Consider the following 17,069-nt stretch of genomic DNA (forward strand, 5'->3'; position numbering starts at 1 on the left):
CATCGATTATGCATCGAAGGCGGGCCGCGGATACCTGCTGAGTTCAGGGTGCCAGTCCGCCGTGCCGGTCCACCGATCGGTCCTTCGGCGGCACGAGTCGAGAGGAGTAGCGCGTGGACGTCCGGACACAGCTATCGCAGATGAGTCCGCAGGCGCGCGAAGCGCTCGCGCTGCGAATCAAGTCGCGCCTCTCGCAGGGCGGCGATCGGGCAGCGGATCACGACATCGGCATCATCGGGGGAGGCGTGGCGGCGCTGACGTTGGCCCTCGAGATACGGCGGGTTCGTCCGACGACGCGAATCACGGTCATCGAGCCGCACGCTCATCCGGTGCCAGAGATCACCCACACGGTCGGCGAGTCCACGGTCGAGGTCTCCGCGCACTATCTGCGCGACCGGCTGGGACTGGGCGACCACTTGCAGTCCGCTCAGCTGCGCAAGATGGGGCTTCGGATGTTCTTCTCGAACGAGCTCAACACCGACATCGCGCAGCGAATCGAACTCGGCAGTTCGTCTTTCGTCCCCCAGGTGACCTATCAGCTCGATCGCGGCAGGCTGGAGAACGAGCTCGCGCGGCGATGCCACTCGGAGGGCGTCGACATCGTCCGTGGCCGGGTGCGTTCAGTCGATTTCGGACAACACGACGGCCCGCACACGATCACGGTCCAGAACGGCGACACCGTCACGCACATGACGGCGCGGTGGGTGGTTGACGCGTCGGGCCGGAACCGGGCACTGTCTCGCCAGCTGGATCTCAAGCGTGCCAATGAACATCACTGCAATGCAGTGTGGTTCCGGGTCGCAGCGGAAATAGACATCGGGCGATGGAGCGATGACTCGTCCTGGCAGGCACGCCTGCACGAGGGTGACCGCGCGATGTCCACCAATCACCTGATGGGCGAAGGGTATTGGGTGTGGCTCATCCGATTGGCATCTGGTGCTACCAGCGTGGGTATCGTGGCCGACCCGGCGTTCCACGCGTTTGACGACTTCAACACCTTGGCCAAGGCGAAAGCATGGCTTCGCGCACACGAGCCGCAGTGCGCTGACGTGCTAGCGGAACTCGATGACCTGATCATGGACTTCCGGGTCATGAAGAAATACAGCCACGGCGCGACCAAAGTGTTCGACGGGCGCAACCGGTGGTGCCTCACCGGCGACGCCGGAGTTTTCCTTGACCCGTTGTACTCATCCGGATTGGATCTCGTCGCGATCGGAAACGGGCTGATCACCGACATGGTCACTCGTGATCTCGACGGTGAAGACGTCGTCGGGCGCTCGCAGATCAGCGATTCGCTGTATCGGTCACTAACCGAAATGTGGCTTGCCGTGTACCAGGATCAGTACACCTTGATGGGGTCGGCGCCCGTCATGTCCTCGAAAATCATCTGGGACGTCGCGTTCTACTGGGGATTCGTCGGTCTTCTCTACGTGAACGACCGCTTCGTGCGGGTGTCCGATGAACCTGATTTCGTTCCACATCTCGAGGGACTCATCGCGCTGAGTAACCGCGTTCAACGGTTCTTCCGGGAATGGGCTGCAGTCGAGGGCGGCACCTCATCGGTGGCGTTCCTCGATCTGTATTCGCCTTTGAACTTCATGGGGGTGCTGCACACCGCGATGATGGGAAAGGCAACGAACTTCAACGAGCAGTTCGAATCCAATGCCCTGCTCTTGCGTCAGCTGGCAGGTCAGCTCGTCGAGACGGTCATCGCCGACAAGTCTTCGATGTTCGGTGACGACGACGTCATGCGGCAAGTGCAGGAATGGCAACGGGATTCGTTACTGCGCGAGCTGCGGTCCGTCTACCGACACGAGCAGGCAACGAACCCCGTGAGCGCCGACTGGATTGTCGCCACCTCGCCGGCACTTCAATCGAGCTGATCATGTTGACGGAGAACAACGCCCGCGAGCCCTTGGCGATTGTCGGAATCGGCTGCCGTTTTCCGGGCGGAGGCGAGTCAGCCGAGGGCTTCTGGAACCTGCTGTGCAACGAGACCGACGCCACCCGCGACGTACCCGAAACACGTTGGCATGCCGCTCGGTATCACGATCCGAATCCGGCCAAGGTCGGCAAGATCGCCACACGCCGCGGCGGATTCCTGGATGAGATCGATCAATTCGACCCGCAGTTCTTCGGAATGTCACCCCGAGAGGCACATTCGCTCGATCCGCAGCAGCGACTCCTGCTGCACGCCACCTGGGAGGCACTGGAGGACGGGGGCCTTGCCATCGACAGACTGGCGGGCACCGACGTCGGTGTCTTCGTCGGCGGATTCACCCTCGACTATCAGCTGCTGCAGAACCAGGGTCGCACCAGCCGGTACCGATTCAAGGCTCATTCAGCCACCGGAATGATGATGACGATGCTGGCGAACCGCATCTCTCATGCGTTCGACTTTCGCGGACCGAGCATGGCGATCGACACGGCATGCTCCAGCTCGCTGGTTGCCGTACACCTTGCCGCACAGAGTATCTGGAACCATGAGTGCCAGATCGCTCTCGCCGGCGGCGTCAACATCATGGTCGGCCCCAACACCGCCATCGCGGAATCGAAGAGCGGATTCCTCAGCCCAGAGGGACGCTCGAAGGCGTTCGACGACTCCGCGGACGGATACGCGCGCGGGGAGGGGGGAGCGGTCGTCGTCATCAAGCCGCTCCGGCAGGCGCTCGACGACGGTGACGACATCTACGCGCAGATCCTTGGCACCGCGGTGTCGCAGGACGGTCACACCGACGGCATCACGGTGCCCCGCGAGGAAGCCCAAGAGGCAGCGATCAGGACGGCTCTCAAACGCGCAGGCGTCAAGGCGGCCGAGGTGGGATACGTAGAGGCACACGGCACCGGCACACCGGTCGGCGATCCAATCGAGATGCGGGCGCTGGCTAGCGCGTTGACGTCCGATCGATCGTCAACCGATCCACTGCTCATCGGATCGGTCAAAACCAACATCGGCCACCTCGAGGCAGGCGCCGGGGTCGCCGGTCTGATCAAGGCGGCATTGGTCGTCAAACATGGCTACATTCCCGCCAACCTCCATTTGCGCACCCCCACCCGCCACGTCTCGCTCGCGGACCTCAAGATCGACATACCTCGAACGGGGCGGCCGTTCCCGAACGGTGAACGACGCATCGTGGGGGTCAACTCCTTTGGGTTCGGCGGCACCAACGCGCACGTGGTGCTCGCCGAACCGCCGACCGCGGTGACCGCCCCGGGCCGGGAAGACTCCGCGGCTCTGCCACTCGCCGTTCTGCCGATCTCGGCGCGCAGCGAGGACGCGCTCGTCGCAACCGCCGGGCGATTGGCCGGACATCTGGCCGCCCATCCAGAAGTCACGTTGACAGATCTTGGGTACACACTCGGCCAGAGACGTGTCCACCTCAACCACCGTCATGTCGTGGTCGCCGACAGCATCAGCGATGTGCGCGAACAACTTCAAGCCATCGCCGACGGCGGGCAGATCTCGACGGGTCGCGTCGGAAACCCCGCGCCCCGACTGGCGTTCGTCTGCACCGGCATGGGCCCCCAGTGGTGGAAAATGTGCCGGGGACTGCTCGACGCCTTCCCGGTGTTCACCGAGAGCATCGAGCGCAGCGACAAAGAGCTGTCGCGATATGCGGACTGGTCGCTGTTGGACGAACTCCGATGCGACGAGCCGCGGTCCCGCATGGCGGAAACGGACGTGTCTCAGCCCGCGAACTTCGCCATCCAGGTCGCCCTGGCCGAGCAGCTTGCTCACTTCGGAATCACCCCGGATGCCGTAATCGGGCACAGCGCAGGCGAAGTGGCCGCACATCATCTCGCCGGTCTGCTCACCTTCGAGCAGGCGGTCCATGTCATCTATCACCGCAGCCGTCTGCAGCAACGCACCAGTGGGCGAGGACGGATGCTGGCTGTCGGCCTCGACGCCGAATCACTCATGAAAACGGTCGACGAGCGAGCGCTCAACGAGTTCGGTCGGCGGGTCTCAGTGGCCGCGATCAACAGCCCGTCTGCGGTGACCATCGCTGGAGACGGCGACGTCCTCGACGACGTTGCACGGCAGTTGGACGAGGCGGGAGTGTTCAACCGGCGGCTGGCCGTCAAAGTGCCCTACCACACCCACTACATGGACGCAGTGAAGGACGATCTCTTCAGCGCCTTCGAGAGTTTGTCATCGAAAGCCGCCACGCTTCCGCTGTACTCCACGGTCACCGGCGAGCTTCTGGACGGCTACGACGCCGGTGCTGCGTACTGGTGGCAGAACACTCGCGCCACCGTTCTGTTCGAGCCGGCGCTCCGTCGAATGCTCGACGACGGCTACACCCAGTTCGTCGAACTGGGTCCACATCCCGTATTGGCGGCATCAATATTCGAAACTGCTGGTGCGCAGAGGGTTTCGGTGATGGCCTCCCAGCGGCGCGATCATGACGACAGCCGAACCCTGCTGAACTGTGTCGGTGCTCTGCACTGCCATGGGCACGACGTCGCGTGGGACGCCGTGCACCCGGGCGGACGGGGGAGGCTGCTCAAGCTGCCCTCGTACCCATGGCAGACCAAGCGGTACTGGGACGAGACGCAGGAAGCGGTGGAGTCGCTCTTCTACAACCCGGTGCATCCGCTTCTCGGACAGCCGGTCAGTGGCGTCCATCCGACGTGGGAAGCCGAGATCAGCGCCGTCCTCAACCCATTCCTCGCTGACCATCGAATTCAGAAGAGCATCGTCGTGCCGGGGGCTGTGTACATCGAAATGGCGCTCGCCGCCGCCGAGGCAACCTACGGGTCGATTCACAGCGTGGACAACCTCGTGCTCCACCGCGCCGTCCTCCTCGACGACACGTGCGATCCCATCCTCCGGACGACCCTCAACCAGGACACCGGCACCCTGGAATTCGCGGCATTCACCGCCACGGCCGACGGCGACCTCAAGTGGACGGTCACCGCCACCGCAGAACTCAACATGCTTTCGGCGGTACCCAGTCGCAGCCAGACGCCGGAGAGCGGCGAGCCGGTCACCCGGATCAGTGCCGACGACTTCTACGCGCGCACCGGGGCCATAGGTTTCGAATACGGCGAGGCCTTTCGATCCGTGCAAGGCGTGACAGCCGGCGAGGACTGGGCGGCTGCCGAACTCGCGATTCCCGCGCCGATCTCCGACGAACTCGCCGACTACCGTTTTCATCCCGCGCTCATCGACGGTGCCTTCCAAACACTCTTCGGAGCACCGTTTCTCGGGCAACAGGAGAACGACGAGCCATACCTTCCGACCCGTATCAGGCGCTGCTCCATATACGGGCGGCCCGACGCGCACATGACGGCTCACGTCGACGTCGTGTCGGCAACCGGCGAGGCCGTCGAGTGCGACATCACGATCACCGATCAACTGGGCAATACGCTCGCCGTCATCGACGGTTTCGTTGTGCAATCGCTGAGCGCCTCGTCCCGGATGTCACCCGCTCACATCGACAAGGGCCTGTACGAACTGCATTGGGATCGAACAGTCGACCAGCCCGGTGAGGACACGGCGTCTGTCGGGTCATGGCTCATCCTCCTCGACGATTGCGGCATCGGCGCGGCCATGACCGAAGAGCTACGCCGCCGCGGCCATCGCGTACACACAGTCGCTCACCAATCGGTCGAAACGCTCACCGACACCGAGGGCGGATACGTGGTGAACCGTTGCCGCCCCGACCACATGTCGGAGTTGGTCACCACTCACCTCCGCCGAGAAACGGATCTCGCGGGCGTCATCGACTGCTGGCCCCTCGACATGTCCGACGCCTCCGGCGACACGAACCTTCACGCAGGCGCATTCACGGTCCTCCGGCTTGTCAAAGCGCTCGCCGAGCACGGCACCAACAAGCCGCGCCTCCATCTGATCACCGCCAATGCGCAACCGGCGGCGCCGTCGGAGTCTACGCAACCCGACCAGGCCACCATCTGGGGTCTCGGCCGAGTCATCGGCCACCAGGAGTTCGCCGAACACTGGGGTGGTCTGATCGACATCGACAAAGCAGACGACCGCACTCGAACCGCCACACGCATCTGTGACCACGTTCTCGACAGCGAATCCGAGGACCAGATCGCACTCCGCGGAGACGTCACCTTGGTCCCGCGCCTGCGCCCATGCAGCAACCTGACCAAACCCTTCCCCACCAAACTCACCCCAGACGCGACGTACGTCGTCACCGGCGGAGCAGGAGCACTCGGTCGGGTGGTGGCCACCTACCTGGCCGAACGGGGAGCGCGGCACATCACCTTGTTGGGCCGCACTCCGATCCCGCCGAGGGACCAGTGGTCCACGCTCGCGGACGACGATCCTCACTTCGCCACCGTCACCGCGATCCGGGCTGTCGAACGTCTCGGCGCCCAGATCACCACCGCCAGTGTCGATATCACCGACTCCGATCAGATGGCAGCGTGGCTGAGCAGCCATGTCCGAGATGGCGGCCGGCCGATCCGCGGCATCGTCCACGCGGCGGGATCGGTGGCAGACCAACTCCTGATCAACATGAGCGAAGCCGACTTCGCAAAGGTGCTGGCGCCGAAAGTGATCGGTGCTCGCGTGTTACACGACGCGTTCAAGAACCACGATCTGGAATTCTTCATCATGTTCGGTTCTGCGGGATCAACCATCGCTGCGCCGGGCCAGGGCAACTACGCCGCCGCCAACGCCTACCTCGATGCCTTCGCGCATTACCGGCGGGCACAGGGGCTGCCAGCCATCACCATCGGTTGGGGGCCGTGGTCGGTGGGGATGGTCGAAGATCTCAAGCTGGAGAAGGTCTACGCTCAGCGTGGCATCGAGCTGATCACACCCGCCGTGGGGAAACGAATCCTGGATCGTTTGGTCAATCAGCAGGTGCCCAGTGTCGTCGCCATCACCGCCGACTGGAATCGAGCCCGGCACAACGGACTTGGCGGTCGACTCCCCGCGATGTTCGCGGAACTCGAAGCGACAGAAGCCTCAGCGCACGAAGTCGGTTCGGAATCTTCGATACTCGACATCCTCGCGGTCACCGCGGAAGCCGACAGACGACAGGTGGTCACGGAGCACGTCCAGCGCGTTGTCGCCGCCGTCTTCGATTGCGCCATGACCGACATCGCGCCCGACGACATGCTGGATGACATCGGCCTGGACTCCATGATGGCGATGGATTTCAGGGTGCGGATCAATTCGATGTTCTCCATCGATCTGCCCGTGCTGGAGATACTTCAGGGTGTCAGCGTGAACTCGTTGTCCGAGCGCATACTCGGCGAGCTGAATTCGATTCACGGTGAGCCCGCGACCACCGACGAGCCGACAGAACCGGTCGTCGCTGACGACTTGGACCACCTGATGGGGGAACTGTCGGACGCCGAGATGCGCGAGTTACTCGCTGAACTCGATGCGTCGACCGCAGAGCCGAATTCCGGCGGAACGATCTCATGACCCCCACCGCGGTGCACGTGCGCGGATTGTCCAAGGCCTACGGACGATCGCCCGCAGTTCAGAACCTCGATCTGGACGTTGGCTACGGCGAGATCTTCGCCATCCTCGGACCGAACGGGGCGGGAAAATCGACGACGATCGAGATCCTCGAAGGCAATCGGAAGCGTGACGCCGGGCAGGTCCTGGTGTTGGGTGAAGATCCGGGCACTGCGGGCCGAAGCTGGCGCGCGAAGATCGGCATCGTCCTCCAAGAGGCCAGCGACGCCGGAATGCTCACCGTGCACGAGACCGTGCAGATGTTCACCAACTGCTATGGCACCGCCCGGGCCCCAGCGGAAGTACTCGACCTTGTCGGGCTGTCCTCATCTTCCGGGAACAGGGTCAGGACACTGTCCGGCGGACAACGCCGCCGACTCGACGTCGCTCTCGGCATCGTCGGGACGCCGGAACTGCTATTCCTCGACGAACCGACGACCGGCTTCGATCCCGAAGCCAGACGGCAGTTTTGGGATCTCATCAGGTTCTTGGCCGCTGACGGTACGACGATCCTGCTCACCACTCACTACCTGGAAGAAGCGGCCGCCCTGGCAGATCGCGTCGCTGTGATAGCTGACGGCAGGGTGGTGGCAGTGGACTCGCCGATGAAGTTGGTCGAGCACGTCGACTCGGCCGCCACCGTCACGTGGATGGAGGGAGACGAGATTCGCGTGGAGCGCACAGACTTTCCGACCGACTTCATCAGACAGCGAAGCCGAGAGGGTGCGGAACTAGCTCGATTGACCGTCACCCGGCCATCACTCGAAGATGCCTACCTGCACCTGATCGGCCGACCGTGATGTCCGTCCAACACACGGTGCTGACGCCGCAGCCTCGCCACCGCGCCGACCGCTCGCGCTCGCCGATCCCGTCCGCGGTGCGTATCGGATTATCGCGAGTCGTCCCCGAACTCAAGATGTTCTACCGCCGGCCCGAACAGGTGGTGCTGACGTTCTCGATGCCCGCGGCGATCTGTCTGCTGCTCGGGTCGATCTTCACGGCTAAACCGCCCAACAGCCCGGTCAGCACCGGTGCCGTGATCGCGGCGAGCATGCTCGCCTACGGAATACTGTCGACGTCGTTCATCAACTTGGGCATCAGCGTCGCCGCCGACCGCGATACCGGCGCGTTGAAACGGCTTCGTGGAACCCCGGCGACGGCATCGTCGTACTTCATCGGCAAGATCATGCTCGTCGCCATTGTCAGCGTGGCCGAGGCCGTGATCCTGCTGCTGGTAGGGATTTTCGTCTTCGGTCTCCAGCTGCCCTCCGATATTGTCGGCTGGTTCACCCTGCTGTGGGTCTTCGCGCTGGGCGTCGTGAGCTGTTCGCTGCTGGGCGTTTTCATCAGCAACTTCGCAAGCAACGCCGTGTCGGCGGCCGTGCTCACCAACGGACCGGCGGTGGGGCTGCAGTTCGTGTCGGGCACCTACGTGCCGCTGATGGTGTTACCGCCGTGGATGTTGATCGTCGGATCGATCTTCCCCGTCAAGTGGATGGCCCAAGGGTTCCGGTCGGTTCTCCTACCGGAACAGATGGTCGCGTTCGAGCCAGCCGGTAGCTGGGAGCACGGTCGGATATTTCTCGTCCTGTCAGCGTGGAGCATCGTCGGATTGTTGGCGTGCCTCCTCGTGTTCCGATGGTCGGATAGGCGCTGACCATGCCATCACTACTGGGCGTCGCCTATCACTTCTTCCTGCAGATCGCGGTCATTCTGGTGACGTACCGCCTCCTCTGGCCGCTGTTCCGCCGCCTCGGCCAGGTTCAAGTGGTCGCGATCATGGTGGCCGGATTTCTGCTCGGCCCTTCGGTATTGGGCTGGATATGGCCGGCGGCGCAGCAGTGGCTGTTCCCCACCAAGCTGACCCTCGGCGCCGAGACTTTCACGCATCCAAACCTCACCGTGATCTATGTCGTCGGTCAACTCGGGCTCGTGCTTTACATGTTTCTCGTGGGAGCGTCGTTCAAGCTCGACATCCTCGCTTCCCATTCCAGACAGGCTGGAGCCACCTCGATCGCCGGCATCGGTGTCCCGTTGATCCTCGGGGGCGTCGTCGGATGGTGGATGGTCAGTGTCGGCGGGTATTTCACCGACAAGGTGGCGCATTGGCAGGGTGGCCTGTTCCTCGCTGCGGCCGTGGCGATCACCGCGTTCCCGATGCTGGCCTGGATCGTGTACGACTCGGGGCTGCTCAACACCCGGTTGGGGACGATGTCCTTGTCCTGCGCCGCTGTTGACGACGCATGCTCGTGGGTGCTGCTGGCCACGGTGGTGTCGACCGCGAAAGGGAGCATGCTCGGTGCCGTAGTGGCGATCGGAGGCGGGCTGGCCTTCCTGATGTTCATGATCTACATCGGCCGACCGCTGCTCGCGCGACTCGAAACGTGGACACCCCGCAGTGCTGACACCGAACGCACCGGCGGTATACCGATCGCCCATTTGAGCGTCATCCTCTTGGTCGTGCTGACCGCCAGCTGGTTCACCGATATCGTCGGAATCTATTCGGTTTTCGGCGCTTTCGTGGCCGGGCTGATGATGCCGCGAGGTTCGCTGCTCGAGCTCATCCGTGAACGATTCGAGCCGCTGACGGCGTACCTTTTGTTGCCCGCGTTCTTCATCTATTCGGGGCTGAATACGCAGCTGAACTTGATTCTGGATGGCCCCACCCTTCTCATGGCGGCGATCGTCTTGGTGGTGTCGTTCGTGGCGAAGTTCGGCGCGGTCGGCCTGGCCGCGCGCTGGCAGGGCATGAGCTGGTATGAAGCGGGTTCGATGGGCGCACTCGCCAACGCCCGCGGTCTGATGGAACTGATTCTGCTCAACATCGGATTCGAGGCAGGGCTGATTTCGGGCAAGCTCTATACCATTTTGGCGCTCATGACGATCATCACGACGTTCGCCGCAACGCCGTTGCAACGGCTGTTCGGCCGTCGCCTGGCGAAGTCAGGGTCGAGGTTCGGACCGGACGGGGTGGAACGCTGCGCCGAAGTTCCGGCTCCGTCTACGTCCGCTTCGTGAGCGTGGTCGTCGGCGGCCTGCCGTTGAATCGTTATCCGACCTTGCCGCGGATGACACGTTCTCCAGCAAAGATGCGATCGTGTGAAGCTGCGTGCGCTGGCGCTCATCGGGGTGCTACTTCTGAGCCTGGCGTTGGCGGCACCCGCAACCGCGGACCGAACTGCCCAGTGGATCGTCGTCGGTGTACCGGCGGCGAACGCGACGACAGGGTCCCTGACCGCCTATCAGCGGGTCGGACAGCAATGGAAGGTGGTCCTGGGGCCAATACCCGCGAAGGTGGGAGCCCTCGGGGTCGGTGCCCCCGCTGACGGAGTGCACCGCACTCCCGTCGGGACCTTCGCGTTCGATCAGGCATTTGGCCGCCAACCGAATCCCGGTACGAAAATGCCGTACTTCCAAGCCACCAGCCAGGACTGGTGGGACGAGGACGCTCAATCGCCGACCTACAACACCCACGTGCGCGGGCCGGACCGTCCTTCGTCGATAGCGGAGAACCTGTACGATTCGGGCCCCGTCTACGACTACGCCGTCAACATCGCGGTGAACCCACAGCGCATCCCTGGCCGCGTGTCCGGGATTTTCCTCCATGTGACCGACGGCAGTCCCACGTGGGGATGCATTGCGATCGGTCGCGATGAGATGCGTACCGTGCTGAACTGGCTGGATCCTTCCGCGTCTCCGCGCATCACCGTCGGTGTGGGTAATCCCTCGTTGCTCTCGACCTAGCCACCTGCCGCACCTACTGCTGAGGTGCGCAGCGCTTGCGTGGCAATCCGAGGATGCGGGCGGCCTCGTCGGGCGTCGCGATCGGTCGGCCAAACCGTTGGCACAGCGAAACGGCCTCGGCCACCAGGTCGACATTGGTCGGCGTGCGATCGCCGCCATAGAACTCCAGTCCCACGTGAAGATTGCCGCCGCGTTCGAGGGCCAATCCCGCGAGGCGATCCGCGCACAGATCCCCGCCGACGATGGAGACCGCCCACGGTACATCGCACCCGTCGAGCACTTCGAGGTAAGCCTCGAGCGCGCGTTCGGTCGGAGGCAACCCGAAAGGCGCTCCGAGGTAACCCCTTTCGGTCGAAAAGTACAACTTGATCATCGCGCCGGCGGGCAATTGACCGGCGCGCCACCACGCCATGGTGGCGCGGAGAAAGCCTGGCTCGTAGATCGCGAGACTCGGGCCCAGCTGTGCGTCACGGCAGATGTCGAACGCGCGGCCGATCACGTCGAAGGAGTTGCGGTACACGAAGCCGCCCGACGGTAGGCCGTCGGCGTCACGGACGCCCAGGTTCACCGAGCCTGGATCGGTGATCCCGACCCGCATCCCCGCGGCGGCCAGCGGTATCAGATGCTCGTAGGAACACGAGCCGTTGGTGTCGAAGTGAATCGTCGGATAGAGCAACGCGTCTGGCCGCGCGTCGAGCACCGGCCCCCACGCCTCGAGATAGCGCTCGACGGCGTGCTCCAGGCTGACGGCGGACAGGTCGATGTGGTTGTGGATGATCGCCGCGCCGGCTTCCATGCAGGCCAGGGCATCGGTCGCGATCTCGGAAGGTTCGACGGGAACGTGTGGGTTGGTGGCCTTTGACGTGACACCGTTGACCGCACAATCGATGATGACGGGATCCATCGGGATTCCTTTCGTGACGATCGACGATCTGCGATTCCACCGTTGAGATGCTCGCTACCGCAACCTAGTGTGCAGTGGTGACGAGTCGTCCGGCCTTCGTCGACTTCCATTTCGACGTGATGTGCCCCTACGCGTACCAGACCTCGCTGTGGATCCGCGAGGTACGAGATCTCACGGGCCTCGAGGTGAACTGGCGCTTCTTCAGCCTCGAGGAGATCAATCGCCAGGACGGCAAGAAGCACCCGTGGGAACGCGAGTGGTCCTACGGCTGGTCGATGATGCGCATCGGCGCGCTGTTGCGGCGTCGGTCGATGGCGGACCTCGACGCGTGGTACGCCCGGGCGGGCCGTGCGCTGCACGTCGACGGGCACAAGCCGCACGAGAAGGCCGTCGCACGTCACCTGCTCGCAGAGATCGGTCTCGATCCGGAACTGGTCGACCAGGCGATCGCGGACCCGACGACCGGCGACGAGGTGCTGGCCGAGCATCAGCGGGTAGTTGATGCCGGCGGATACGGGGTGCCGACGCTGTTCTTTCCCGACGGCCAATGCCTCTTCGGGCCCGTTCTCGTCGACCCGCCCACTGGGGAGGCGGCGCTGAGGCTCTGGGATGCCGTCATCGCCTGGACGGAGTTCCCACACCTCTACGAGCTCCAGCGGCCGAAGACTCCCGAAGACGGAAAGCTGATCACCGAGACATTCCGCCCGTATCTCGAGGCGCGCGATTGGGTGTCGATCAATCGGGGAGAAGTCATCAACTTCGACAGGTGACGTTCAGTGAGTCAACGTCCAAATGACGGAATTGCGTCGGAGCCTGCAGCCGTTGAGTCAGTTTCGTGTTCGGTGATCCAGCGCGTCGACATCACGCCTCCGACTGACGAGCCGCTGGGTTCAGTTCGTTGCGCTGCTTACCCATCGGATAGGAAACCCTTCCCATTCGAGGCGCGAATCTGACCTCGCAGCGATTACGGGACAAGGCCCCAAAGCCAACACTTCTTCTGGAACACGTTGTCCTCCACAGGAGGGAAAACAACCCAAGGGAGCAGTAATGGCCACCGAACACCAGGCACCCACCACGATGTGGTCGGCACCCGACCGGGTCGGAAGTGCGGGCTCATCGATCGATCGCCATCAACCCGCCAAGCATTCTCCAAGGACTCCACCTGAGCCTGGGATCAGCGCCCGAACCGTCGGAAGGGTGCGGCGACTCAGGGGAGCGACCATGGACGCAGCGACGAAGACATCGCACCAGCAGGGAATCGGGGCGAGCAGGTGCCCGTTCGCGGGATCTGCCTCCGCCCCCTCGAACAGCGGCTCGCATGTCGAGGTGACATCGCCGGCGGACCTATGGCGTGATCAGCCCGTCATCGACGCGATCGATCGCTGGTCGGCTGACGCGGCGCCCGACAGCCTGACGCTCGCGAAGCTGATCTCCGAGCACGTTCGCGCGGTCGGGAAGCATTTTCTCTCCGTTCCGATCCTGGTGCGACTGGCCGCGATCCGGCGTCAGCATGGCGCCAGCGATGCATTTCTCGACGCGTTCCTCGACGGGATCCTCGACAAGTTCGAGGGGCGCTATTACAACCGCACCTACCTGGCACTCCCGCTCCTGGAGAAGATCTGCGACGACGCGCTGTCCGGTCTAGACCCGGAGCGTATGTCGGCCCTCTTGATGGCCGACGTCGTCCGGTTCGAGTCCGCGGCCGCCGCCGCGGAGTCCACCAACGACCGGCCGGACCCGGCGACGTCACGCAAGCGCATCACGCACGCTCTGCGATTCCTGGCGAGCTTCCGGGACGCCGACACCACCGACGACGGCCGCGACGTGGACCTCGCTGGGGCACTCGAAATGCTGCCGACACTTCCCGCATCGCATGCCCGTGACTGGTTCGATGTGAGCGTCGCGCCGGTGCATGTCGCCCACGACGAGTATTTCTTCATGCGGGCCCTGCAGGCGCACGAGATGGTCTTCACGACGCTGGCCGCGGATCTGCGCGCGGCCACGACTTCACTTCGCGATGGACGCTTTGCGGACGCGCTGTGCAGCCTGGAGCACGCGAACAACATCTACCCGCGGGCGGCGATGTTGTTCCGGCTGGTCGCCACGATGCGTGTCGACCATTTCCACGCCTTCCGGGAGTTCACTCAGGGCGCCAGTGCGATCCAGTCCGAGCAGTACAAGCGCTTCGAAATCGCCTGCGGCACACCGCCAGCCGAGCGCCTGCGCTCAGACGCTTTCACGAACGTCCCCGCGGTGCGGGCCGATGCGACGGCCGGCCACGACAGTCTCTCCCAGGCCTACCTGGATGCCCGCAGGGACGACATGTTCACGGTCGATCAATGGGACGTCCTCGACGCCGCGCTGAACAAGCTCGAAAGCAGTCATCAGCGTTGGAAGGCCACCCATCACTCACTTGCCGCGCGGATGCTCGGGGAGGCTCACGGCTCCGGCCACACCGAGGGTGTTCCGTACCTTCGCAAGTGCCTGGATAATCGGCTCTTCTGGCGGCTCGCCGACTACTTGGAGGGCTCGAAGGCGCGTTGAGCCGTCAGCGCGCAGCCGGTCATTTCAAGGGTCCCTCGCGGATCACCCCGCGGACCAGATCCACAGTCGTCGACGCCCAGGGGAACTCCACCATCCACCAGGTCGCCCCTGCCGCGATGTATGGGGCCGGATCTGTCCCAGGGGACAGGGGGACCACGAAATCGAAGTCGTCTTTGGGACCCAGCGCATTGATATCGGCGACCGCTTCGGCAGCCTGGTCAGCGGTTTCCAGGAATACCGGGAAATACCCGTCGAAGCGCGCGGCGCGGCGCCGTGGCCGCTTGTTCCCGATCAAGCCTGCGACCCATATCGGAATCCGCGGTTGTTGGACCGGCCGAGGTAAGAAGCGCACTCCGTCGACGGTGTAGTGCTCGCCCCGATGGACGACCTCCTCGCCGGTCCAGGCGCGGGTGACCACCTCCAATGATTCATCGAGCATGGCCGCGCGTTTACGGTCGTCGACCTCTTCTCCGGTCTTGGTGTATTCGACGCCGTAAGCGTCACTTCCCAGGCCCACACCGAAGGTCAGACGGCCCCCACTGAGGACGTCCAGAGTCGCCGTCTCTTTGGCGACCTTGGCCGGGCGTCGGCGTGCAAGCGGCGTCACCATCGGACCGATCCGAATACGCGACGTGGCAGTTGCCATGGCCGCCAGAGTGATCCATGGGTCAGCTATCGCCGATATCGGTTCGCACCACCGCAGATGATCCCAGACGAACACACCCGTCCAGCCCGCTTCTTCCGCTTCAGCGGAAAGCCGTGCAACGGTTACCGGGTCGGCGAGTGCTTCGAACGGAGGTAAGAAGAGTCCGGAGCCGACTGTCCTCATCGAATCAGCGTCCCGCATTCGTCACACGTTGTCAGCCGAAACAGCTATCAACGTCGGGTTTCCCGGGTCTTTTGATCGGTGTCAGACGTAGGGTTGTCTGGTGGACCTGGTGCTCGGCATCGATCTGGGAACGGGCAGCAGCAAGGGCGTCCTGGTAGACGGTTTCGGGTCGGTCATCGCCACCGAGACCATTGCTCATGCGATCGAGTTGCCGCGCCCCGGATGGGCCGAGGTCGATGCTGAGCGGCTGTGGTGGCGCGAGGTCTGCGAGATCAGCCGAAAACTGACCGCTCGGCTACCCGTCGGCGCGGGGATCAAGGCCATGTGTGTCAGCGGTGTCGGGCCGTGCCTGGTGCTCTGCGACGCAGAGTTGCGCCCGTTGCGGCCCGCCATCCTGTACGGCATCGATACGCGTGCCACTGCCGAAATCGAGCTTCTGACCGAGGAATTGGGTGCCGACGCGATCCTCGACCAAGCTGGCACGGTCTTGTCGAGCCAGGCCGTGGGCCCCAAGCTGGAGTGGGTGTACCGGCACGAGCCGGAGGTGTTCGCCAAAGCGGCGGGCTGGTATGGGTCCAACTCCTACATCGCCGCCAAGCTCACTGGTGAGTACGTGATGGATCATCACACTGCCAGCCAGTGCGATCCCCTCTACGCGACTCGCGATTTCGACTGGAACCTGGAGTGGGCCGAGCGCATTTGCAGAGACTTGCCCCTCCCGAGGTTGGTCTGGCCCACCGAGGTGATAGGCACGGTGCGTCCCGATGCGGCGGATGCCACCGGCGTACCGACAGGCACACCGGTGGTCGCGGGCACCGTCGATGCGTACGCCGAAGCGTTTTCGGCCGGGGTAAGGCATCCCGGAGATCTCATGCTCATGTACGGATCGACGATGTTCCTCGTCCAGGTCATCGACGAGTACCGCCCCGACCCCACGTTGTGGACCACGGCCGGTGTCGAGCGTGGCACCCTCGCGCTGGCCGCAGGTACCTCTACCGCCGGAAGCCTGATCGCATGGCTGCAAACCATCACCGGCGACGCCCCACTCGACGAGTTGATGGCCGAGGCCGGCGCCGTCCCACCGGGCAGCGAAGGTCTGCTGATGCTGCCCTACTTGGCGGGAGAGCGCACACCGGTGTTCGATCCGCAGGCCCGTGGCGTGGTGGCCGGCTTGACACTTCGCCATGGCCGCGGACACCTGATTCACGCGGCGTACGAAGGGATTTCATTCGGCATCAGGCAGATCTTGGAACGATTCGACGACGCCGGCAGCAGCACGCGGACCGTCGCGGTGGGTGGGGGCCTACGCAGCCCGCTGTGGGCGCAGACGCTCAGCGACATCACCGGACGCGTCCAGCTGGTACCGGAGCAGGCGATCGGCGCCAGCTACGGCGATGCACTGCTCGCGGCGATCGGGATCGGCATGGTGCCGGGCGACACCGATTGGGCAAGAATCGAACGCGAGATTGTGCCGAATCCGGCTGTGGTCAGTTTCTATGACGATCTCTACGGCACCTGGCGCGAGCTGTATCCCTCGACCAGGGACGTGGTGCATCAGCTGACCGAATCCCACCCCGTCCGAGATGCGCAACACTGATGAG

At 63.9% G+C, this 17,069-nt stretch carries 11 protein-coding genes; 9 read left to right on the plus strand and 2 right to left on the minus strand.

Going from position 1 to position 17,069, the window contains the following annotated elements; genetic code table 11:
* The first annotated feature begins 113 nt into the window (after positions 1 to 113).
* The 6 genes from G6N42_RS00340 (at position 114) to G6N42_RS00365 (ending at position 11,191) form a co-directional block, all read left to right on the plus strand.
* Positions 114 to 1,883, plus strand: a complete 1,770-nt coding sequence (locus G6N42_RS00340) for an NAD(P)/FAD-dependent oxidoreductase (protein WP_232076039.1) — start codon at positions 114 to 116, stop codon at positions 1,881 to 1,883.
* Between the two features lie 2 nt (positions 1,884 to 1,885).
* Positions 1,886 to 7,411, plus strand: a complete 5,526-nt coding sequence (locus G6N42_RS00345) for a type I polyketide synthase (protein ID WP_163724538.1) — start codon at positions 1,886 to 1,888, stop codon at positions 7,409 to 7,411.
* Positions 7,408 to 8,247 carry an ABC transporter ATP-binding protein gene (locus tag G6N42_RS00350; RefSeq protein ID WP_163724541.1) on the plus strand — a complete coding sequence of 280 codons (840 nt, stop codon included), beginning with the start codon at positions 7,408 to 7,410 and terminating at the stop codon, positions 8,245 to 8,247. Before G6N42_RS00345 ends, G6N42_RS00350 begins: the two co-directional genes overlap by 4 nt.
* Positions 8,247 to 9,104, plus strand: a complete 858-nt coding sequence (locus G6N42_RS00355) for an ABC transporter permease (protein WP_163724543.1) — start codon at positions 8,247 to 8,249, stop codon at positions 9,102 to 9,104. The genes G6N42_RS00350 and G6N42_RS00355 overlap by 1 nt, the downstream gene beginning before the upstream one ends.
* 2 nt (positions 9,105 to 9,106) lie before the next feature.
* A complete protein-coding gene (locus tag G6N42_RS00360) occupies positions 9,107 to 10,465 on the plus strand; it encodes a cation:proton antiporter (RefSeq protein WP_163724546.1) in 1,359 nt (452 codons plus the stop codon).
* Between the two features lie 81 nt (positions 10,466 to 10,546).
* Positions 10,547 to 11,191, plus strand: coding sequence for a L,D-transpeptidase family protein (locus G6N42_RS00365; protein WP_232076040.1), 645 nt, complete (start codon positions 10,547 to 10,549; stop codon positions 11,189 to 11,191).
* Between the two features lie 13 nt (positions 11,192 to 11,204).
* On the opposite strand, the gene G6N42_RS00370 is transcribed toward G6N42_RS00365, so the two are convergent.
* The gene (locus G6N42_RS00370) at positions 11,205 to 12,095 is read right to left on the minus strand and encodes a beta-keto acid cleavage family enzyme (RefSeq protein ID WP_163724549.1); all 891 of its coding nucleotides are present in this window, start codon (positions 12,093 to 12,095) and stop codon (positions 11,205 to 11,207) included.
* Between the two features lie 77 nt (positions 12,096 to 12,172).
* On the opposite strand from G6N42_RS00370, the gene G6N42_RS00375 reads away from it, so the two are divergent.
* Positions 12,173 to 12,865: a mycothiol-dependent nitroreductase Rv2466c family protein gene (locus G6N42_RS00375; RefSeq protein ID WP_163724552.1), complete on the plus strand. Its 693-nt coding sequence runs from the start codon at positions 12,173 to 12,175 to the stop codon at positions 12,863 to 12,865.
* Positions 12,866 to 13,316: 451 nt separating this feature from the next.
* Entirely contained in the window at positions 13,317 to 14,639 is a 1,323-nt protein-coding gene (locus G6N42_RS00380) for a tryptophan 2,3-dioxygenase (protein WP_163724555.1), read from the plus strand.
* A 19-nt stretch (positions 14,640 to 14,658) separates the two neighbouring features.
* On the opposite strand, the gene G6N42_RS00385 is transcribed toward G6N42_RS00380, so the two are convergent.
* Positions 14,659 to 15,468, minus strand: coding sequence for an LLM class flavin-dependent oxidoreductase (locus tag G6N42_RS00385; protein WP_163724557.1), 810 nt, complete (start codon positions 15,466 to 15,468; stop codon positions 14,659 to 14,661).
* Between the two features lie 100 nt (positions 15,469 to 15,568).
* On the opposite strand from G6N42_RS00385, the gene G6N42_RS00390 reads away from it, so the two are divergent.
* The gene (locus G6N42_RS00390) at positions 15,569 to 17,065 is read left to right on the plus strand and encodes an FGGY-family carbohydrate kinase (RefSeq protein ID WP_163724560.1); all 1,497 of its coding nucleotides are present in this window, start codon (positions 15,569 to 15,571) and stop codon (positions 17,063 to 17,065) included.
* Positions 17,066 to 17,069 lie beyond the last annotated feature (4 nt).

The organism is Mycobacterium gallinarum, assembly GCF_010726765.1.
GTDB classification, from domain to species: Bacteria; Actinomycetota; Actinomycetes; order Mycobacteriales; family Mycobacteriaceae; genus Mycobacterium; species Mycobacterium gallinarum.

Excerpts from the sequence above, each read along its gene's own strand:
- G6N42_RS00385 (WP_163724557.1), bottom strand. The coding sequence starts at position 15,468 with ATGAGGACAGTCGGCTCCGGACTCTTCTTACCTCCGTTCGAAGCACTC.
- G6N42_RS00370 (WP_163724549.1), bottom strand. The coding sequence starts at position 12,095 with ATGGATCCCGTCATCATCGATTGTGCGGTCAACGGTGTCACGTCAAAG.
- G6N42_RS00345 (WP_163724538.1), top strand. The coding sequence starts at position 1,886 with ATGTTGACGGAGAACAACGCCCGCGAGCCCTTGGCGATTGTCGGAATC.
- G6N42_RS00350 (WP_163724541.1), top strand. The coding sequence starts at position 7,408 with ATGACCCCCACCGCGGTGCACGTGCGCGGATTGTCCAAGGCCTACGGA.
- G6N42_RS00360 (WP_163724546.1), top strand. The coding sequence starts at position 9,107 with ATGCCATCACTACTGGGCGTCGCCTATCACTTCTTCCTGCAGATCGCG.
- G6N42_RS00355 (WP_163724543.1), top strand. The coding sequence starts at position 8,247 with ATGTCCGTCCAACACACGGTGCTGACGCCGCAGCCTCGCCACCGCGCC.
- G6N42_RS00380 (WP_163724555.1), top strand. The coding sequence starts at position 13,317 with ATGGACGCAGCGACGAAGACATCGCACCAGCAGGGAATCGGGGCGAGC.